A 19,563-nucleotide genomic window follows, 5' to 3' on the forward strand; every position below is an offset into this window, starting at 1 on the left:
CTCAGTGCGGGCGAACGACCAACGCAGGTGCGCTTTCGTGCCCCTCCGAGGGCTCGTGCGCGTCATCAGCCGAGTGAACATGCCGCTCGGTGTGGCTGTGCCGCCGTCGTTTATGGCGCTTCTTGCGCCGGCTGGGTTTGGTGTGTCCGCGAGGATGATCCTGATCGCCGCTGAGCAGCTGAGTGATCGCCAAGCCACTCAAGACCCCCACGATATTGACGGTCAGGTCCGCCAGTGAGGTCGTGCGGTCGGGGGACAGGGTTTGCAGCAACTCGATTCCGGCAGAACCGGCGATGATCGTCAGGCACAGCAGCGGTAACGGAAGGCGGGGATAGGCATAGTGCGCGGTTACCGTCAGGACCGTGAACGCAAGCCAGTGGTAGAACTTGTCGGCGCCCGAGAACAGCTGCGTGTTGGGTGTGCTCTTGACGCCCAGATAAAGAATGGAGACCACGGCGATCCAGAACGCGAATCTCCAGGGATTGATGCGGTACTTCATGAACCACTCCTTGTACGGGCGGGGGCCAGCCGGTTTGAGACTCCCAGGGGAGCAAGCGCCGTAGCGTCTCCTTGAATGGACGGTTAGAGGCCTGAAAAGAAAAAGGCCACGAGGCCAGGGCTAGCCCTGGCCTCGTGCCCTCGGCGGATCGGTGTGCCACCGATCCGCTGGGCGGTGAGGGACGCTGTCGTGTCACCGGGACAGGTTGTAATCGGCGGCTGCACCGGTGCCGATCACGCTTGCCGATGGCAGGAGCTGGCTGATGAAGCGATTCCAGCGCGTGATGTTGGCCGGTCCGACGAAGACCACGTCCTGCGGTTGCAGCGGAAAGTGCTTGGCCAGCGCGAACGCGGTTGGCGATTCGGCATTGAGCTGGAACACCGTCGCGGTTTCGGTCGCGATGTTCTCGGCGCCGCGAATGACGTAGACCGCCTCGCCGTCGGCCGTGTCCTGGCGCAAGCCGCCGGAGCTGCCGATGGCATCCATCAGATTCAGGCTGGTGGCCTTGAAGGTCATGGCCTGGGGCTGCATGACTTCGCCCAGGACATAGATCTTCTTCTGATCGTTGTAGGGCAGGTGCAGTTGATCACCGTTCTTCAGGTAGATCTGGTGAATCCATGAATCCGGACGGTTGAGCGAGTCGATGTCCAGCAGGTATTCCTGCCCGTCGCGCTTGAGCGTAAGGCCGGTGAGATCGGCGTTCTCGGTGTCGATGCCCGCCTGGCCCAGTGCCTGGGTGATGGTCATCGGCGCGGTGGTGATCGGCACCTCGCCGGCGGTATCGAAGGCGCCGGTCATGATGACGCGCTGGCTACCGAAGCGAAGGATGGCGACGTCCACCTGGGGGCTGTCGATATAGCTCTTCAGGCGATTGGCGATGGTCGAGCGCAGCTCCTCGATCGTCATGCCCGCGGCCTGGATGTTGCCGATGTACGGGTAGAACAGGGTGCCGTCAGGGCGTACCAGGCGACCGTTCGCATCGATCTGCTGCTGCGGGCCGGAGGGGGCGGTCAGCTCGGGGTGGTCCCAGACCGTGATGTACAGCAGGTCGTTCGGGCCGATTTCGTAGGCTTGCGGCTTGTAGGACAGCAGCACGTCCTTGCTGGCGGTGCCGTCGGTGGAGGACAGGTCGCCTTTGAGCAATTCGGGGGTGATGCGGACCAGCTTGACGTTGCCGTCTTCGGCCGTCGCACCCTTCTGATCGAATTCATCCGGATCCAGGTGCTGGCCAGGAGCGAAGGCACAACCCTGCAGAATGAGCGTGGAAGCGACGGTCAGCGCGAGTAGCGATTTCATGCGTTGTTCATCCTTGACGGAGAGTTTTCGGGAGCTGTGAGTCTTGTTGCGCTCACGTTTACGAAAAGGGGCGGCGTACGGGTGGTGCTCGGCTTCATCGCTCCGAGCTCCAGGGCGACCCGAAAGAGGCGGTAGCCAACGTGCGTTCTCCTTATAGATTTGTCATCGGCTGGCAGGCCGGACCTGACGAGTCGGGCGGCCAAGGGCCGGCCCGATCGAAGTGATTCCGCCTGCTGGGCATCAAAACGATATCGCTTTGACATCGAAGTGCTGCCTTGCAGTAGGGATAGACCGTCTCGTCAGATGAGGGTTCAGCGCGCGAGTTATTTCCGTCCTGTTACGTGTCTTGTTTGGCAGGTTTGGCCCGGTGATGCTTGCGGGCACGCTCGCGCAGGTAGGCGGGCACGATGTAGAGGGCGTCCTGCACGTAGCGTTTCACCAGCCGGCCGGGTTCGGACAGCATGCGGTGGAACCACTCCAGGTGGGCCTTTTGCATCCAGACCGGGGCACGCTTGATGCTGCCGGTCGCAAAGGAAATCGAGGCGCCGATACAAAAGCCCATACCGCTTCGCTCGTGCGGCTGGATCATTGCCGCGAGCAACTCCTGACGCGGCGCGCCGACGGCGTAGAAGACCAGTTCGGACGGATGCGCCTTGACGAAGTCGAGGCAGCGCTGGACCTCGTCAGGCTTGTTGATGAAGCCCATCGGCGGGTTGTGGTGGTAAAGGGTGATACCGGGGTAGAGGTCGCGTAGCTTGCGGCACTCGGCCTCCTGCGAGCCGATCAGCACCAGCCGCAGGCGCTCGCGATCGGCCCAGCGAAGCAGGTCTATCGTCAGGTCGCTGCCGGGAATAACTTCCTCGATCGGCACGTCGAGCGAGCGGAGCAATGGCGTCAGGATGCGGCTGTCGCATACCCGCAGGCGGGCCCGCGCGTAGGCATCGCGAAGGGGCTGGCTCGTCTCCAGCTGGGCGAGGTGGTCGACATTGGGCGTGACGATGAACGAGTACGGCTGTTTGACGCCGTCCCGAATGCAAGCCAGCAGAGCCGCCTTACTGCCGGTGTAGAACTGCACACCGAATGCCTGGTTTGTCTCACTTGACACTCATCGTTACTCCCTTGAAGGCGCCCTTGATGCCTGACCAGGCGAGGGCGGGGCGTCTGATTTCCTTGGCGACGGTGATCGCCGACAGAAAACAGGCCGAGGCCAGTGCGAACACCGGCCCGTAGAAACGCTTGTTGAAGCGAGTCGCCGCGCGATTGCGGTAGTAGTGATAGAACGCCGAACGACCGCCATTGGAGCTGAGCGACCCGTAGTGATAAAGCCGGCTCTGCGGAACGACGTGGATGCCGATGCCCAGGCGCTTGGCGCGGAACTGCCAGTCCACCTCCTCGGAATACATGAAGTAGGTTTCATCCATCAGACCGACCTTGTCGATCAGCGCGGCGGAGAAGGCGAGGCTGCACCCCATGACGTAGTCGGGCTGTTCGCCGGTCTGGATCATCTCTTCGACGGTACGGCCCTTGCCGAGCAGCTTGGCCTTGCCCAGCAGCGGGAAGAGCTTTCCGCCGCCATAGCATTCCAGCCGACCGTTGTCGGCGGCCAGAATAGCCGAGCCAACGAACTGGCGATCGTTCTCGCGCAATGCGTCGAGCAGCGGCGTCAGGGCATCGGAGTCGACGTAGGTATCGTTGTTCACGACCCAGAAGTTCGTCACGTCCAGGTTCGCCATGGCCCACTTCAGGCCGTAGTTGTTGCCCCCGGCATAGCCGTTGTTCTCTGGATTGGCGAGCACCGTGGCGCGGCTTGGCGCCTTGGCTGCCTGCCATTCGCGGAACGCTTCGACCGAACCATCCTGCGAGTCGTTGTCGATGATCACGACGTGGTCCAGCGCAGGGCAGTGCGCCAGCAGGCTCTCGACGCAGCTGATGGTTTCAGTAGCAGCTTTGTAGTTGAGAATAAGCGCGACGTTCATGGATACGTTCCTGACTGCGAAGGTGGCGAGCTTTGAGCGAATGGATCACGTAGAGCATGGCGAATACCGGTTGGCAGTACTCGAACAGACCGTTGAGCGGCCATATCACGAAGAACGCCAGCACCGTCGGGTAGATGAAGGTCATGTCGCGGGTGATGGTCTTGGCCATCCGGTGATAGAAGAACAGCGTGATCGGCACGATCAGGAAGGCCAGGAAGCCAAAGCGGAACAGGGTGCCGAACAGCCCGACGTCCGACAGGAAGAAGTGCTCGCCGAAATAAGGCACGAAGCCGTCCTGCCACATCAGCGACAGCGAGCCGCTGGGCAGCCAGTTGACCATGTCCAGGTGGCCGAAGATCAGCCGGATGGTCTGCGATCGCACGCCTTCCTCGATGTCGCCATCCAGCGTTTCGCCATAGAAGTCGGCATTGAACCCCAGCACTTCGAGCAGGCTCGGGTAGAAATAGAAGGGCGACAGCAACACGCACAGGGCCGCCGCCCAGATGACCGCCTTGGCGCGCAGGCAGAACAGCGTGAAGCACAGGCACAGCACGATGAGCTGGCGCGTCTGGGTCGCGAATACCAGGGTCAGCAGCAGGATCGCCGCGATGATCAGGTAGAAGTTCTTGCTGCGCTTGTCGCCGTCGATCGGCGAGGCGCCCTTGGACCACACCTGGATGCAATAGAAGTAGGCCAGGCACAGCAACAGCGGGCCGATGGACGAACGATCCGGACGGTCGTCCGAGCGCACTTCTTCGCGCAGGTCGGGAATCACGCCGAATTTGAAGCACCAGGACAGGAAGGCCGCCATGAGGGCCGCGTACAGGAAGGCGCGCTCGAATTGCAGCGTGGTCAGTCGCTTGGATAGAAACAGCAGCGGTGCGAACCCGAGGCAGAACATCACCCGTCGTTCTTCGACGATGCCGTAGAAAATCGGCTGGCCATAGGTGAAGCGGGAGAACACCGCCGGCAGCAGGACGAAGACGAAAATGCTGTAGGCGCAGTAATAGATCAGCAGGCGGAATTCACGCGGCGCCTCGTCGGTCTGGCCGAGCACCAGCACGAACACGAAGAGGATGCACATCGCCAGGTAGGCTTCGTTGATGCCGGTCAGACCATAGGGGTTGTGCGGACTTTCCCCGAATACCGAAAAGTGCAGCGCGATCGTCAGCACCAGGATCGGAAAGTAGAAAATTCGTGAACTGATGGTTGTCATGGCGAACCTGAATCCCTAGTTGTTTGTCCCTGTGCGGCCATCCGCTTCACGCCGTCTCGAGCGCACGCTTCTTGATCTTCTTGCGCCTGACCAGCAGCCCTGTAAAGGCCTTGAAGCTCTGGTACAGACCGATCTCCCGCATGCCCTTGCCGAGTTCGAACCCCTTGTAGCTCGGTGTCTTGAGCAACAGCAGCTTCATCGCCATCAGCCGCGGCAGGATGGTGGTCCTGCGGTAGTACTGGAAGGGCTGGATGGCGAAGATGCCGCCGACGTCGAAGGCTTCGGCTTTGACCACGCCATCGGCCTCGGCGTTGCGGAACAATGCGCGCCCCGTCTCGGAACGGATCAAGATCAGCGAGTTGCCTTCCCGCTCCTCGAACGAGGGGTAACCCTTCTCGTCACCTTCCCAGCCATCGGCGCAGACGATGTCGGCGAACTCGCCGATGCCATCCGGGCAGATCTTGCAGCGGGTCTGCAGGTGCCGGTTGAGGACCTTACCCCAGGAGTCGTTGTAGGTCATGGTCTTCGCTTCGCCGTTCCTCAAGGTGGCCTTGGTCAGGCCGGGCCAGCCGTCACCGCGATAGCGGAAGGCCGTCACCTCGTCGCGTGGCGCGCCGAGTTTTTCCAGCACCTGATGAGTGCCTTCCAGGCTCGGGGTTCCCGCGCACATGAAGGAAACGACATACGGAATGTTTTCCCGCAGGCGTGGGCTATGTGCCTGCATCTGGCGGACGGCGGCGACATCGCAGGGCTTGCCGATGAAGAGGTACTTCTCGGTCGACATCCCGACCCAGCGCAAGGCCTCGGCGGGGGAGGCTGGTGCGTAGCGCGAACCGGACGAGGCGATCACGTTCTGCCGGGAGCGGCTGATGACCGCGACGTTCTCGAGCGGATCCTGCTCGGATGCCTGAATCTGGATCACGCCATCGACCAGCCCCTTGGCCAGGCAATACTGCGCCAGGGCCGAGATCACGCCACCCGAAGAGCCGGCCCGGCGGATTTCCTCGTCGCCGGCATAGCCTTTGAGCGCCTCCAGCACTTCGCCCCAGATGGGGTGGTAGTGCTCGGTCTTGTACGGGCGGATGTCCAGCCCGAGCGCCGGGCATGAGGCCCCGAACGCACGGCTGGTCTGCTCGCTGGCGATGGGCTTGTCGCTGAACGCGGCGTTGAGGAAGGGACGACGATAGCCGTCGCGGTTGATCCGCATCTGGATCGCGTCTTCCTCGGCCACTGCGCTGCACATGCCGCAGCCGCTGCACAGGTCGTTCTTCAGGATGCGATTCAAGCGAGCTTTCATAACGAACCAGTCCTCATCGTCGGCGCCTCAGCGCTCGTCCGTTGGCGGCGGTAGATCGAACTCACCGCGCCGCCGTAGATAATCGTCAGCACGACCATGCCCAGGGTCGAAACCCAGGGCGCGGCCTGAATGCCGTAAAGCGGGATGAACCACCAGTAGCAGGCGACGGTGATCACGCCGGAGGCGATGATGCCGAACGTCCGCAGGAAGCCGGTACCCAGCGCCATGAGCTGTACGCCCAGGCCCGCCGCGACGAAGCGCGCCGCGGTGAAGCAGGCGAACGCCAGCCACAGGGTGTTGAGCTCGGCGTAGTCCGGGCCCAGGAAGTGATTGGTGAACAGCGGCCCGATGAAATAGAACGCTAGCGCGAAGATCAGGCCCAGCACGACGTACTCGAGCTCGATCCGCGCGCCGTAGCGCAGCAGATCGCGCGCGCCGGTGTGTAGCCGATGGGCGAACCGCGGGATATGCACGCTGGCCAGCAGGACGCTGAAAGGCACCGCGCCTTGCAACAGGCGCGAGCCGGCGAAGTAAATGCCAGCCGCCTCGCGTCCGGCGAGGTGATTGACCAGGATGACGTCGAGCTGCGCGAAGATGTTGGTCGCGCCGCTGTCGACCGCGAAGCTCGTCGAGCTGGCAAAGCGCTGCGCGACGGCCTGGCGCGTCGAGCGCAGGATGCTGCCCAGATGCACCAGCCGGGACAGCGCCCCGAGCGCCATCGCCGCATAGATCAACCGCGAAACCAGGAACGCCAGCCCCACGGCGATCACGTCATTGCGCAGCAGGATCGCCAGTGCGATGAGCGCGAAATGCAGCAGGGCGGTCACCACCACGATGCGCGTCTCGCGCTGGAACTGGCCGATGCTGCGGAACACCGTCAGGGTCAGGTCGCCGTAGGAGAACGCCAGCTGGCCCAGAAGGAACAGCACCGCGGCGATTCGCTCCTCGGTCGTCAGGTCCAGCCCCAGCAGGATCAGCGGAACCAGCACCAGGCAGGCCGGAATGACCAGCAGGGTCTTGGCCGCCAGGCTCGAGGACATGATTTCGCCGGCTCGCTCGCGCTCTGCGCCAATATCGCGCAGCGCCCGCATGCCGAAGCCGTAATCGGTCACCAGGGCGACGATGGTCGACCAGGTGATCACGATCGAAATGAAGCCGAAGTCCGTCGGGCCGAGCGTGCGAGCCAGAATCAGCAGGGTGCCGAGCGCCACGGCGGTCCGTGCCGCGGTGGTCACTCCCATCAGAGCGTGATCGCGCATGTCAGTCCTGCAGGACAGGCTGGCCCTGGCGTAGCGAGGTCATCAGCGACTCCAGCGAATAGCTGTACGCGGCGAGCTTGCGCTTGATGATCTCGGCGCTGGCCGCCACTTCCGCCTTGAGCTGGTCGCGCTCGGCCATGTGGGCGAACACCTTTGCCAGCGCTCCTTCCGTGGTCTCGGTTTTCAGATCGACGACACGGTGATAGTCGAGCGACTCGTACAAGCCTGCGAACTTGCGGCTGTAGGCGAGCGGCACGACCGGCACGCCGGCGGAGAACGCGGCGATGGTGGCGTGCATCCGGGCGCCGATGAAGAAGTCCATCCCACTGACGTAGGACTTGGCCTCGATCGGACCGCGGAAGCGCGGTGCGACCTTCAGCGCGGGGTAGCGCTCTTGCAGGCTGCGCGATACGGCGTAGTCGTCCTCGGCCGGAAACCCGAGCGGAATGACGTGCGGTACCAGATGGACCTCATGACCCTCGGCCAGCAGACGGGCGATCAGTGCGTCGGTGAGCGCCTTGTAGTCGGCCTTCAGGCCGAACTGGTTGGCGGTACCCTCGTAGCCACCGTGGTGGAGCAGGGCGGAGACACTGATGCCTACGGCCAGCCGCGACGGGTCGCGTGGCTCGATCTTGCGCTCGAAGGGCAGGTGGAACGCCACGTCGATGACTTCGTCGCGGTTGGTGATGCCCAACTGCTCGAGCACGGCGAACGACTGGTGATCGCGCGCGAAGACCAGCGTGCTCTTGCGCATCGCCCAGGCGGCCGCCTTGGCATTGGTATCCGACTTGAACGGGCCGATGGTCTGCGGCGAGAGGATCAGCGGTACCCGCGCCGCCAGCGCCATGCCCTTGCTGAGCAGCAGCTTGATCAGGCGCTTGCTGCCATAGATGTCGGAGAAGCTGTCGCCTTCGCCGATGTCGAAGATCGCATCACAGGACTTGATCGCCTGGAACAGCCCGACGGGATTCTTCAGCAGGCTTTTCTCGTTGAACTCGATGAACTCGTACTTGAACCGGTCGGCCGCTGGCGGGTAGTCGCAGGGGCCGGACGAGCCGATGATCAGAAATTCGGGCTCGATTCCCTTGCGTCGCGCGGCTTCATCGATGAGCAGCATGTTCGACAGGCTGAGTGCGCCGACGCCTAGATTGCCGGAAGAGAACGAATGCCAAAGCAGTCCGAATTTCATGGTCGAGGTGTCTCCAAAGGGGGTTGTTCGTGGGCGAGCGACGGTCAGGCGTCGGGCGTCTGTTCGGGCGTCTGGACCGCCGGCTCGGGGCCGAATTCGGTGCAGTCGTTCTCAAGATGCTTTTGCAGCACGGCCATCTGCGGCCGGTCCTTGCCGTCGCGCGGTTCGACCGACAGCGCGTAATCGCCCCAGCCGGGGCCGCCCGCCCAGTACGCGCTGGGTACGCAATGCTCGTTGAGGTAGGCGAGCATGTTGTCCATCGCCTCGAGCATGGCGGGTGAGTCGCCCGGTATGCCGTATTCGCCGAGGAAACCCTTCTGGCCGTTGGCCTTGAGCCACTCGACGAAGGGGCGCGCCCGCTCGACGCCGATCATCGGGTCCACGTTCTGGGCATCGCCTTTCTGGTAGCGCCCCGAAAAGTCGGGGTCGAAATAGAGGTGGCCTTCGTAGACGATCCGGTCGGCCGGGTCTTCGATGAGCAGGTTCTTGTTGACCTGGGGCCAGTGGAAGGCGCTCGACCAGCGTTCGCCTTCGATGAAGATCAGCGTTTCGTCATCCACTTCGCGGATCGCGTCGACCGCCGCCTGCGCCGCGCCTGGCCAGAGACCGGCGGTGCCGTGCGGCTCGTTCATGATGTCGTAGCCGAGCAGGGCAGGGTGGTCCTTGAATTTCTCCGCGAGCTGGCGCCAGACATCGGCGAAAGCCTCGTAAGGCACGTTCGGGCTGCCGATGATGTCGCCTTTGTAGCGGGCATAGTTGTGCATATCGAGGATGACCTTCTGGCCATGGTCCTCGGCGTAGTCGAGCGTGCGCTCGAGCAGTCGCAGGTAGTCGAAGTTCAGCCCCTTGTCGAGATCGTGCTGGATACGCTCCCAGATGAAGGGGAAACGAATCAGCTCGATGCCTTTTTCCTGGTAATAGGCGAAGTGCTTTTTCTCCGGGAAGAAGTAATTGGTGCCGTGTTTTCCCGGAAGGGCGCCGGGCGCGAAGCCGGCCGCGGAAAGGTTGATACCCACCAGCGCAATGCCGGCTTCGTCCTTATCGTTCGCCGCGAGCGTGGGTGCCATCCAACCGAGGCACAGGCCAAGGGCGAGGGCGGCGCTGAGGGTGCGTCTTTCGAAAAAGCTGTTCATGGCTGTACCTGGATCAACCTGTGTCGATGCGTTTCGCACGAGTTCGGGTTGCGAACCGCCGTTCGGCGCTTCACACGGGGCTCCGTCAGGCAGCGGTGGCTGCGAGGCGGATCATTGACAACATGAGCGTCGTCCAAATTCCATTTCAGTTGCCGGCCGCATGTTCTTGTTGGAGGGGCCTGGTGCAGCTGCGGTGGGCGGGTGCAGGGCCGCCCACCGCAGGTGTTACTTGGTGGTCTGGTATTCGTACTGGTAGTAGCCGTATTCGCCATAGGCGGATGTCTTGCGTTCGACGGCGTTGAAGATCACGCCCTTGACCAGCAGTCCGTTCTGTTCGAGGCGACGCTTCGCCGCTTCGATTTCCTTGATGCCGTTGAGGCCGTAGCGGGTCACCATCAGCGTGGTGCCGGCCTGGCTGCCGACCAGCGCGGCATCGGTCACCGCCAGGATCGGCGGGGTGTCGAAGATGACCAGGTCGTACATGGCGCCGACTTCCTTGACGAAGCGAGCGAAGTTCTCGTGCATCAGCAGTTCGGACGGGTTCGGCGGGAGCTGGCCGTGCGTCACGACGTGCAGGTTGTTCAGCTGCGTCTTCTGGATGGCATCGAACAGGGTGATGCGCCCGGAAAGGATGTCCGACAGGCCTTTGTCCGACTGGCAGCGCATGACCTTGTGCAGGTAACCCTTGCGCATGTCGGCATCGATCAGCAGGACCTTCTTGCCGGACTGGGCGGTGACGACCGCGAGGTTGCTGGTCACGAACGACTTGCCGACGCCCGGGCTCGGGCCGGTGATCATGAGGACGTTGTTCTTGGCCTCGATCATGGCGAAGTGCAGGCTGGTACGCAGGCTGCGCATCGCCTCGGTGGCCAGGTCGGCCGGATCGTTCACCGACAGCAGGTAGGAGGCGCTGCTCTTGTCGCGCTTGAAGTTGGCCAGGCGCTTCTCCAGCTGGCCTTGCTTCTCGCTGAACGGGATCGCGGCGTACACCGGAATGCCCTGGCGCTCGATGTCCTCGGGGTTTTCCACGCCGCGCTTGAGCGCTTCGCGAACGTATACGAAGAGCACCGCGATCAGGCCGCCAAGCAGCGTGGCGACGATGACGACCAGCGGCTTGTTGGGCTTGACCGGATCGTCCAGGTCGGCCGCGGCGTGGTCGATGATGCGCACGTTGCCCACGGTGCCGGCGCGGATGATGTCCAGCTCCTGGGTCTTGTTGAGCAGCATCGAGTAGGTTTCGGTCGCCACTTCCACGTCCCGGTTCAGACGCAGCAGCTCCTGCTGGGTGGACGGCAGCGTCTTGATCTGCGCTTCGAGTTCGGCCTTCTTCTGCTCGAGCAAGCCGATCTGATTCATCAGCGCCTGGAAATTGGGGTGCTGGCGGGTGAAGCGGCGCTCCATCTCGCTGCGTTGCAGGTTGAGCTCGGAAATCTGCTTTTCCAGATCGACAATACGGTCGAGGACAGACTGCGTTTCCGCACTGATATCCACCGAACTTGCACCGGTCTGGTACTTGTTCAAGGCTGTCTGGGCGCGTTCGAGCTGCTTGCGGACTTCCGGTACCTGCTTGCTCAGGAACTCGAGGCTCTGGGTGGCTTCGGCCGCGTTGCGTGCGACGTTCTGCTCCACATAGAGCTGGGCGACTTCTTCCAGGACGCGCACGGCCTTTTGCGGGTCGGTGTCTTCGAGCGTCACGTTGACGATGCCCGACTGCTTGCCGCGCTCACCGGCCGCCAGGCGCTCCTGGTAGCTCTCGGTGGTGTTGTAGGTGCGGTTCTTGATGACCGTGAAGGTCGTGCCCGGCCGCGCGATCAGCTTGGTCACGGTGATGGTGAATGCGTCACTGGTGACGGTATCGCCGACGCTGCCCTGCAGGACGACTTCGCCCGATGGGTCGCGCAGGATGAAGGCGTTGCCCTCGGCCGCTTCGAGCGTCAGCTCTTCGCCGTAGAGCGTCTCCGGCACGATGAGGTCGGTGATCTCGAGCACCTCGCCACCCCAGGCGTAGGTGTCGAAACCGGCGGGGTACCAGCCCAGCTCGCCTTCCTCGGAGGGTTCGAAGCGGCGCGCCATGAACCCGCCGATGATCGGGAAGTGGTGCGGCTTGATGATGATGTCGAGGTTCAGGTTATCGACTGCCTGGCCCACGACCGAGCGCGACTTCAGCAGCGCGATTTCGGTCTGCGCCGGAGAAACCGGCGGATTCGACGAGACGACGTCGGTCAGGCTGGGCAGACCGTTCTTGGGCTCGATCTGGATCATCGCGGTGGCCATGTACACCGGCGTGGCGAGCAGAGCGTAGGCGATGCCGAGGGCGGCGAAGAAGCCGGTGATGCCGAGGATCAGGCCGCGGTTGTTGACGAAGGTGGCAAAGAGGTGGGCAAGGTCGATGTCCTTTTCCTCTTTGGTTTCGTAGATCGGACGAGGCATGGTTGTCATCGAAGTTCCTTCTTCTTTATTTCAGGTAAGGAAGCCAGCTCTCGACGGACTGCGTCAGGAGGCTGTAGACGTGTTCGAAGGCAGGGCGGGCCTGACGGTAGGGGTCTGGGATTTCCAGGTCGTCACGCCATTTGCCGATGAGAAAGGTCTTGCCATGCACCTCGGGCGCGATTTGCCGCAGGTGCTGGATATGGCTGTGTTCCATCGCAAGGATCAGATCGGCCTGGTGCAGCATGTCGCTTTCGACTTGCCGCGCCCGGTGGGTCGGGAATTCCAGCCCGTTGTCCTGCAAAACGTCGTGGGCGGTCTTGTCCATCGGATGTCCTACTAATGCTCCGATACCTGCCGAGCTGACGGCGAGGTCTCGTCCCTGAAGCTTGTGGGCGAGCAACGCCTCAGCGGTTGGGCTGCGGCAGATGTTTCCCACACAAACGACCAGAATGTTCTTGAACATGGGTCAGCTCCCCGAACCGCGGACAGCGGTTCGCGACTGCCACGAATCGGCGAACAAGACTGAGAGATTGGCGTTGGTCATTAAGTTCCTTCCGCGTGATACGGCAAGTACGCGGTGCGCGTCCTGGCTAATGTCTGGCTGGTGGATGTGCGAGGCGGGCGTGCCGCCGCCCCGCGCAGTCGTCAGTACACGTCCTTGTTGAACAGCAAGGCCGGTACCGTTCTGAAGAGGATGTAGAGGTCGAACCACACCGACCACCGCTCGATGTAGTCGAGGTCGAACTCGACGCGCTTTTCGATCTTCTCGAGCGTGTCGGTCTCGCCGCGATAGCCATTGATCTGCGCCCATCCGGTGATGCCCGGCTTGACGCGATGGCGCGCGGAGTATTCGGCGACAGCCTCTTCGAACAGGACCCCGGCGGCCTTGGTCGCGGTGGCATGGGGTCGCGGGCCGACCATCGACATGCTGCCCAGGAAGACGTTCAGCAGCTGGGGCAATTCGTCCAGGCTGGTCTTGCGGATGAAGCGGCCGACGCGGGTGATCCGATCGTCATGGCGCGTGGTCTGGCGGTCGGCGTTGGCGTCCGACTTCTCGTGGTACATCGAGCGGAACTTGAATACCTCGATCAGCCGGTTGTTGTAGCCATAGCGCTTCTGGCGGAACAGCACCGGGCCACGCGAGTCGAGCTTGATGGCCAGCGCGATCAGCAGCATGACCGGGGCCGCTGCCAGCAGGGCCAGGCTCGACAGGAGGATGTCTTCGAGACGCTTGAACAGCGGCGACCAGCCGCGCAGGGGCAGGTCGGAGGCGATCAGGGTCGGCAGGCCGGCGACTTCGGTGATGCGCTTGTTGGCATGACGGAAGGCGACCATGTCCGGCACCAGCAGCACGTTGACCGGCAGGCGGCGCAGCTCGTTGATCAGCTGGCCGATGCGGCTGTCGGCGAACCAGGGCAGGGCAACCAGCACCTGGGTGACCTTTTCCTCGCGGATCATGCGCTCCAGGTCACGCATGTTGCCGAGCAGCGGCAGGTTGCCGAGGGTGCTGGGCAGGCGTTCCAGACGGTCGTCGATGAAGCCGAGCACGCCGGTGCGGATGTCGCGGTTGTGCTGCAGGTATTCGGCGACGCGCACGCCGTTGTCGGTGCCGCCGAGGATCACGGCGTTCTGCAGGAACATGCCGCGGTTCATGAGGCGGCGGAAGATCGAGAGCATCAGCAGGCGCTCGGCCCCGAACAGCACCATGCTGGTGGCGAACCAGAAGGCCAGGTGCGAAGGCTCCAGGTAATCGAGCAGGCCCATGCCCTGGTGCATGAAGATCAGCAGCGTGAACGCCGCGGCCCAGGCCAGCAGCATCGACCGGAAGCGGAGCAGCGTGCTGAAGATTTCCTCGCTGTAGATCCCGAGCGTCTGGAAGATCACGATGCTGAGGATGCCGAAGAACACCAGGAAGGCACTGAACGGCGCGCCGGCATTAGGCATGTCCAGCGGCAGGAAAGCCATCAGCAGCACGCCGGGCAATACCGCCGTGATGCCGTGAATGAGCCTGACGCTGGCAAGGAAATAGTCGACGAAACTGGGGTGTGCGTACTCGAGGGTTCCTACGGACTGAAAGCGCATACAAGGCTCCTTCCTCAGCTATTGCTAGCTCGATACTCAATTAATCGCCGCGACACGTGGGCCCTTGATGGCAGGCGGCCATCGCATCCCGTCTCCGGACCCCACCTCCGACCGCCGCTCTCGACCCGAGTTCACAGCATGGCCACTTGCCGTCAAAAAAATGCTTAATCCTGGTTCGAAGCGGCAGATCCTTGTTTTGCCGCGGAATTTTCCTGCCGACGGGTTGTCGTCGCCGGTTGGATCGATCCGTCTTTTCCAGACCGACGGCAGCGGCAGGGCCGATACAACTTCGTCTGCCGGGCTGGGTCTGAGCTTCTGGGATCGATACGGAGCATTGTTATGAACGACGCCAAGGCCTTCCTGGTCCTGCATGGCAAGCAGGCCTGCAACGACGAGGTACGCGAGGCCGTCAAGGCGCAGCGCGAACTTGGCTGGGACATCGCCGTCCGGCTGACCTGGGAAGCCGGCGACGCGCGCCGGGCGACACTCGATGCGCTGGATGCCGGCTACCCGACGGTGATCGCCGGCGGCGGCGACGGCACGCTGCGCGACGTGTGCGAGACCCTGGTGACCGCGCGCGCGCAGGCCAGCCTGGCCATGATGCCGCTGGGCACGGCCAATGACTTCGCCCGATCCGCGGGCGTGCCGGCGCTCCCCTTCGATGCGCTCGCACTGCTCGACGAGCCGGCCGTGACCATCGATATCGGCCAGATGAACGACCACTTCTTCCTGAACATGGCGACGGGCGGCTTCGGCTCGAAGGTGACCGCGACGACATCCGAGGAGTTGAAAAAAATGCTCGGGGGCGGTGCCTATCTGCTGACAGGGCTGACGCATTTCGCCGACGTGCATTCGATGTATGGCGAGTTCGATGGCCCCGATTTCCACTGGGCCGGCGAATTCCTCGCGATCGGGATCGGCAACGGCCGCCAGGCCGGCGGCGGGCAGGTGCTGTGCCCGCAGGCCAGCGTCGACGACGGTTTGCTGGATCTGTGCATTGTCCCCGCGCCCGAGGGGCCGCTCGACACCTTGAGCACCTTGTTCAATGGCAGCCTGCACGGCGTCGATTCGGTGGCGGTGACGGCCCGGCTTGCAAACGTCCGGGTTCAGGCGCCCGAGCCGGTCTACGTCAACCTCGACGGGGAGCCGCTGTGCTGCCGAGACATGCAGTTCAGCGTTCGCCCCAAGGCGCTGCGGGTGCATCTGCCGGCACATTCCCCCTTGCTGCGCGACGCCTTGCCACTCGCGACCGAGCCAATGCCCGGCAGCGGCTGAGCGACCCTCCGGATCGGCCTTTGCGCAACAGGAGTGATGGCGCGATGATGGCGCTCGATCGCCGACAGACTGCGGTCAAGAGTCCGCACTGGCGGCCGATACCCCTTGGGTCAGTTCATTAAGGAGCCTGCAATGGCCGGCATTCTCGATACGGTCGATCAACGCACCCAGCTGGTGGGCGAGAATCGCCTGGAAATTCTCATGTTCCGCTTGTCCGGCCGTCAGTTGTTCGCGATCAACGTCTTCAAGGTGCAGGAGGTCGTTCAGCTGCCGAAGCTCACGCTGATGCCGCACCGCCATCCGCATGTGCGCGGCGTAGTCAACCTGCGCGGACAGACCCTGCCCGTCATCGATCTTTCCCAGGCGATCGGCCTGCGGCCGCTGACGGTCGATGAGCGCAGCACCATCATCGTGACCGAGTACAACCGCTCCGTGCAGGCGTTCCTGGTCGGCGGGGTGGACCGCATCCTCAACCTGAACTGGGAATCCATCATGCCGCCGCCCGGCAGCGCGGGGCGTCATCACTACCTGACGGCGATCACCAAGGTCGAGGAGCAGCTGGTCGAGATCATCGACGTGGAAAAGGTGCTGGCCGAGATCGTGCCGTACGACACCCGCATCGCCGCCGAGCGCCTGGCCGATCCGTTGCTGGAAAAGGCCCGCGGACGCGAAGTGCTGCTGGTCGACGACTCGACGGTCGCGCTGTCCCAGCTGCGCGAGACGCTCAGCCAGCTCGGGTTGAAGATCCACACCGCCAGCGACGGCCTCAAGGGGCTGAATACCCTGCGTGGCTGGGCCGATGCCGGCCATTGCCTGACCGACAAGCTGCTGATGGTATTCACCGACGCCGAAATGCCAGAGATGGACGGCTACCGTCTGACGACCGAAATCCGCCATGACCCGCGGCTGCGCGACCTCTATGTCGTCCTGCACACGTCGTTGTCGGGCAGCTTCAACCAGGCGATGGTGCAAAAGGTCGGCTGCGACAATTTCCTCTCCAAGTTCCAGCCCGACAAGCTGGTGGACGTCATTCGCGATCGCCTGATGCGCGACGAGCCGGCCTGATTCCTGGGTTATCCTGCGCGCCTTCGTCCTGGAGGTGCGCATGGAGCTGTCCTCGATCTACCGTTTCCCCGTCAAATCCGCCGCCGGTCACGCCCTGCAGCGGGCTGAGGCCGATGCGTTGGGCCTGGTCGGCGATCGTCGCTGGATGGTGGTCGCCGCGGACAGCGGGCGCTTTCTCACCCAGCGGGTGCTTCCTCAGATGGCGCGCATCCAGCCGCAGTGGCTGGGTGGTGACGGCCTGTTGCTGCGTGCTCCGGGTCTGCCCGATCTGCCTGTCGCCTTGCCCGGTCGCGGGGCGGAAGCTCGTCTGGTAACCATCTGGGGGCGCCAGGTCAGCGCGCCCGATGCGGGCAATGCGGCAGCCGACTGGCTCGGTCAGGCGCTCGGGCGGCCCTGCCGGCTGGTGTATCTGCCGGCGGAGCAGGGGTTGCAGGTCGATCTCGATTACGCCTCGCCCGGCGACAAGGCGGCCTTCAGCGACGGTTTCCCCTTTCTTCTGATCGGCCAGTCTTCGCTGGATGACCTGTCGGCGCGCGTCGGTCGGGCCCTCGACATGATTCGTTTCCGGCCGAACCTGGTCGTCGCGGGCGCCGCGCCGTTCGCCGAGGACGACTGGCGGCGCATCCGCATCGGCGACATGACGTTTCGCGTCGCCAAGCCCTGTTCGCGCTGCGTCATCCCCACGGTCGACCCGGTGACGGGCGAGCGCGCCGCGGATGGCGAGCCGCTGGCGACGCTCATGCGCTACCGCAAGCGCGAGGGTGGGGTGTTCTTCGGCCAGAACCTGATCGCCGATGGCCCCGGCGTACTGGACGTTGGCATGCCGGTCGAGCGGCTGGAATGAAAAAAGGGACGGCCAGGCCGTCCCTTCGTTCGAGGCCGCGGCCAATCACTGGCTGTCGAAATAGCGCTCGTGCCATTCCACCAAGGGCTGAGGCGCATTGAGCTTCTGCCCGTAGATCACTGCGTAGGTCAGCACGTTCTGCACGTACTGGCGGGTTTCGTCGAAGGGAATGTTCTCCACCCAGACATCGACGGGCAGGTGGCGAGCGTCGCGCAGCCATTGCCGGACACGTCCGGGACCTGCGTTGTAGGCGGCCGAGGCGAGCACGCGGTTACCGTTGAACTGGCCGTAGACCTGGCTCAGGTAGGCCGCGCCGAGCTGCACGTTGGTCGCCGGATTGAGCACCTGGCTGTTCGATGACAGCGGAATGTCGAAACGCCGGGCCGTTTCCTTGGCGGTCGCCGGCATCAGCTGCATCAAACCCGTGGCGCCGGCATGGGAACGAGCATCGGCCATGAAGGCGCTTTCCTGCCGGGTGATGGCGAATACCCAGCTGGCATGGATGTCTCGCGCGCGCGCCGCCTGCACGAGGCTGCTGCGATAGGCCATGGGGAAGCGAATGTCCATATCGTCCCAGTATTCCGCCTGGCTCATGGTGCGGATCGCCGGGAAGTACCACTCCATGTCATAGGCGATGCGCGCCTGGGCGACCAGTTCGTCGCGATCGAAGAAGCGGCTCGCGTGGTACCACTCGCGCCGGCCGTCGACGATCTGGCCGCGGGCGTGGAATTCCAGCGCGCGGCGTATGCCGGGCGCGTTGCGAACGCGCGCGATCAGGGCATCGCTCAGTTCGAGCGGATCGTGGTTGAGCTTGTACGGGGCCTTGATGCGATCGGCTGACATGAACCCGTAGAAATCGCGCTCGCCGGACACCGGTCCGTAAAGCGAAGCGATCTGCTGATCTTTTTCGGGCTGCGCCAACTCGAGGGTGCGCGCCTTCCAGTAGCGCCAGCGGTTGGTCTGCGCCAGCGAAGCGGGGAATCGCGCGATCAGTGCATGGGCCTCGTCCCAGCGGCCAAGGCGCAGCAACAGCCGTGCGCGCCACTCGCTGACCGTGTCGTCGCGCAGCTCCGGATCGTATTCAGCCATGACCGCCAGGGCGCGCGGATCGAAGCGACGTGCCAGGGTCAGGCCCACCTGACGGGCGATGGCCACCTTTTCCTCGGCCGAGAACGACAGGCGGCGGGCATAGCCGTCGAGCAGCTGGAGCGCCTTCTCCGGGTCCTGTCGTGCCAGCCGGCGCAGACCGACCGAGACAATGTCGCCCATCGCTTCGCTCGGCGGCGCGAAGCGTCCGGTCTGCTGCAACAGGCGTGGCTTCTGCGCCGTCTCGACCAGCAGCTTGGCTTCGTCCTTCAGCGAGGTCATGCCTTTGCTCAGGTAGTTGGCCAGGCTGTAGTTGCCCGCTTCGACCGCCAGCTTCGCGCGCTTCCAGCGCATCTGTTCGGTGAGCTGGCCCTCGGCCGCCCAGTTGTCGAACAGCCGATCGCAGGCATCGGGCTGGGACTTGCCGACCAGCCACAGACGTTCGGCCGTCTTGAAGCCTTCGGCCAGCTGATCGTGCCCCAGCTGGTACTGCCCGTAGAGGCAGTCCAGCTCGGTGAAATTCATCTTCGGATCGTAATAACGGACGAAGGTGTCCCAGTCGCCGCGCTTGGCCAGCCGACGCAGCCAGCGCAGCTTCATCCAGTTGGCTTGCGGCAGGTCGCCGTGATCGGCCAGGAAGCGCTCGATCTCCGCGTTGCTCGCACTGTCGAGACGGTTGGTCAGGTCTTCGTATTCGAGATAGGGCGCCAGCGGGTAGTCGGCCAGCGCATCGGCGCTGCGCAGGTACGGGCCGCGGTCGCCCTTGGCCAGGGCGCGTTTGGCTTCATCGTAGAGTTGGCGTTGCTGGGTGAGGCTGGTTGCCTGGGTGGCCTCGATCGTGAGCGTGCCGAGGACGAGGCAAAGGAACAAACGGGAAAATCGGCCGCGCATGAAAGACTACCGGGGCGAGGGAACG

Annotated in this window: 16 protein-coding genes; 3 read left to right on the top strand and 13 right to left on the bottom strand. The window is 63.6% G+C overall.

Annotated features, from left to right (window positions below; all coding sequences use genetic code 11):
* Nucleotide 1: 1 nt before the first annotated feature.
* The 12 genes from D7325_RS13615 to D7325_RS13670 all read right to left on the bottom strand — a co-directional run bounded on the left by D7325_RS13615 (nt 2) and on the right by D7325_RS13670 (nt 14,377).
* Nucleotides 2-499, bottom strand: coding sequence for a VanZ family protein (locus D7325_RS13615; protein ID WP_120996465.1), 498 nt, complete (start codon nt 497-499; stop codon nt 2-4).
* Between the two features lie 192 nt (nt 500-691).
* Nucleotides 692-1,795, bottom strand: coding sequence for a polysaccharide biosynthesis/export family protein (locus D7325_RS13620; RefSeq protein WP_120996467.1), 1,104 nt, complete (start codon nt 1,793-1,795; stop codon nt 692-694).
* A 337-nt stretch (nt 1,796-2,132) separates the two neighbouring features.
* Nucleotides 2,133-2,900: a WecB/TagA/CpsF family glycosyltransferase gene (locus D7325_RS13625; RefSeq protein WP_120996469.1), complete on the bottom strand. Its 768-nt coding sequence runs from the start codon at nt 2,898-2,900 to the stop codon at nt 2,133-2,135.
* Complete coding sequence (locus tag D7325_RS13630; RefSeq protein ID WP_120996471.1) at nt 2,890-3,771, bottom strand: glycosyltransferase family 2 protein; 882 nt, start codon at nt 3,769-3,771, stop codon at nt 2,890-2,892. The genes D7325_RS13625 and D7325_RS13630 overlap by 11 nt, the downstream gene beginning before the upstream one ends.
* The gene (locus D7325_RS13635) at nt 3,731-4,987 is read right to left on the bottom strand and encodes a hypothetical protein (RefSeq protein WP_120996473.1); all 1,257 of its coding nucleotides are present in this window, start codon (nt 4,985-4,987) and stop codon (nt 3,731-3,733) included. The genes D7325_RS13630 and D7325_RS13635 overlap by 41 nt, the downstream gene beginning before the upstream one ends.
* A gap of 46 nt (nt 4,988-5,033) precedes the next feature.
* A complete protein-coding gene (locus tag D7325_RS13640; RefSeq protein WP_120996475.1) occupies nt 5,034-6,284 on the bottom strand; it encodes a Coenzyme F420 hydrogenase/dehydrogenase, beta subunit C-terminal domain in 1,251 nt (416 codons plus the stop codon).
* Nucleotides 6,281-7,543 (bottom strand): oligosaccharide flippase family protein, encoded by a 1,263-nt coding sequence (locus D7325_RS13645; RefSeq protein ID WP_120996477.1) that lies wholly within the window; start codon nt 7,541-7,543, stop codon nt 6,281-6,283. The genes D7325_RS13640 and D7325_RS13645 overlap by 4 nt, the downstream gene beginning before the upstream one ends.
* A gap of 1 nt (nt 7,544) precedes the next feature.
* Nucleotides 7,545-8,732, bottom strand: coding sequence for a polysaccharide pyruvyl transferase family protein (locus tag D7325_RS13650; RefSeq protein WP_120996479.1), 1,188 nt, complete (start codon nt 8,730-8,732; stop codon nt 7,545-7,547).
* 44 nt (nt 8,733-8,776) lie between these two features.
* Nucleotides 8,777-9,865, bottom strand: coding sequence for a glycoside hydrolase family 5 protein (locus tag D7325_RS13655; RefSeq protein ID WP_425452308.1), 1,089 nt, complete (start codon nt 9,863-9,865; stop codon nt 8,777-8,779).
* A 225-nt stretch (nt 9,866-10,090) separates the two neighbouring features.
* On the bottom strand, nt 10,091-12,304 hold the full coding sequence (locus tag D7325_RS13660) for a polysaccharide biosynthesis tyrosine autokinase (protein WP_120996481.1): 2,214 nt from the start codon (nt 12,302-12,304) through the stop codon (nt 10,091-10,093).
* A gap of 16 nt (nt 12,305-12,320) precedes the next feature.
* Nucleotides 12,321-12,758, bottom strand: coding sequence for a low molecular weight protein-tyrosine-phosphatase (locus tag D7325_RS13665; RefSeq protein ID WP_120996483.1), 438 nt, complete (start codon nt 12,756-12,758; stop codon nt 12,321-12,323).
* A gap of 182 nt (nt 12,759-12,940) precedes the next feature.
* Entirely contained in the window at nt 12,941-14,377 is a 1,437-nt protein-coding gene (locus tag D7325_RS13670) for an undecaprenyl-phosphate glucose phosphotransferase (protein WP_120996485.1), read from the bottom strand.
* A 339-nt stretch (nt 14,378-14,716) separates the two neighbouring features.
* On the opposite strand from D7325_RS13670, the gene yegS reads away from it, so the two are divergent.
* The 3 genes from yegS to D7325_RS13685 all read left to right on the top strand — a co-directional run bounded on the left by yegS (nt 14,717) and on the right by D7325_RS13685 (nt 17,561).
* Nucleotides 14,717-15,652 (top strand): lipid kinase YegS, encoded by a 936-nt coding sequence (gene yegS, locus D7325_RS13675; RefSeq protein WP_120996487.1) that lies wholly within the window; start codon nt 14,717-14,719, stop codon nt 15,650-15,652.
* Between the two features lie 132 nt (nt 15,653-15,784).
* On the top strand, nt 15,785-16,717 hold the full coding sequence (locus tag D7325_RS13680) for a chemotaxis protein CheV (RefSeq protein ID WP_120996489.1): 933 nt from the start codon (nt 15,785-15,787) through the stop codon (nt 16,715-16,717).
* 40 nt (nt 16,718-16,757) lie between these two features.
* A complete protein-coding gene (locus tag D7325_RS13685) occupies nt 16,758-17,561 on the top strand; it encodes an MOSC domain-containing protein (RefSeq protein WP_120996491.1) in 804 nt (267 codons plus the stop codon).
* 45 nt (nt 17,562-17,606) lie between these two features.
* Here D7325_RS13685 and D7325_RS13690 read toward each other — a convergent pair whose 3' ends face one another.
* Nucleotides 17,607-19,538, bottom strand: a complete 1,932-nt coding sequence (locus D7325_RS13690) for a transglycosylase SLT domain-containing protein (protein ID WP_120996492.1) — start codon at nt 19,536-19,538, stop codon at nt 17,607-17,609.
* Nucleotides 19,539-19,563: the final 25 nt, after the last annotated feature.

The sequence above is a fragment of the Stutzerimonas urumqiensis genome, assembly GCF_003640395.1.
Taxonomy (GTDB): Bacteria; Pseudomonadota; Gammaproteobacteria; order Pseudomonadales; family Pseudomonadaceae; genus Stutzerimonas; species Stutzerimonas urumqiensis.

Excerpts from the sequence above, each read along its gene's own strand:
- D7325_RS13615 (WP_120996465.1), bottom strand. The coding sequence starts at position 499 with ATGAAGTACCGCATCAATCCCTGGAGATTCGCGTTCTGGATCGCCGTG.
- D7325_RS13620 (WP_120996467.1), bottom strand. The coding sequence starts at position 1,795 with ATGAAATCGCTACTCGCGCTGACCGTCGCTTCCACGCTCATTCTGCAG.
- D7325_RS13630 (WP_120996471.1), bottom strand. The coding sequence starts at position 3,771 with ATGAACGTCGCGCTTATTCTCAACTACAAAGCTGCTACTGAAACCATC.
- D7325_RS13635 (WP_120996473.1), bottom strand. The coding sequence starts at position 4,987 with ATGACAACCATCAGTTCACGAATTTTCTACTTTCCGATCCTGGTGCTG.
- D7325_RS13640 (WP_120996475.1), bottom strand. The coding sequence starts at position 6,284 with ATGAAAGCTCGCTTGAATCGCATCCTGAAGAACGACCTGTGCAGCGGC.
- D7325_RS13645 (WP_120996477.1), bottom strand. The coding sequence starts at position 7,543 with ATGCGCGATCACGCTCTGATGGGAGTGACCACCGCGGCACGGACCGCC.
- D7325_RS13650 (WP_120996479.1), bottom strand. The coding sequence starts at position 8,732 with ATGAAATTCGGACTGCTTTGGCATTCGTTCTCTTCCGGCAATCTAGGC.
- D7325_RS13655 (WP_425452308.1), bottom strand. The coding sequence starts at position 9,865 with ATGAACAGCTTTTTCGAAAGACGCACCCTCAGCGCCGCCCTCGCCCTT.
- D7325_RS13660 (WP_120996481.1), bottom strand. The coding sequence starts at position 12,304 with ATGACAACCATGCCTCGTCCGATCTACGAAACCAAAGAGGAAAAGGAC.
- D7325_RS13665 (WP_120996483.1), bottom strand. The coding sequence starts at position 12,758 with ATGTTCAAGAACATTCTGGTCGTTTGTGTGGGAAACATCTGCCGCAGC.
- D7325_RS13670 (WP_120996485.1), bottom strand. The coding sequence starts at position 14,377 with ATGCGCTTTCAGTCCGTAGGAACCCTCGAGTACGCACACCCCAGTTTC.
- yegS (WP_120996487.1), top strand. The coding sequence starts at position 14,717 with ATGAACGACGCCAAGGCCTTCCTGGTCCTGCATGGCAAGCAGGCCTGC.
- D7325_RS13680 (WP_120996489.1), top strand. The coding sequence starts at position 15,785 with ATGGCCGGCATTCTCGATACGGTCGATCAACGCACCCAGCTGGTGGGC.
- D7325_RS13685 (WP_120996491.1), top strand. The coding sequence starts at position 16,758 with ATGGAGCTGTCCTCGATCTACCGTTTCCCCGTCAAATCCGCCGCCGGT.
- D7325_RS13690 (WP_120996492.1), bottom strand. The coding sequence starts at position 19,538 with ATGCGCGGCCGATTTTCCCGTTTGTTCCTTTGCCTCGTCCTCGGCACG.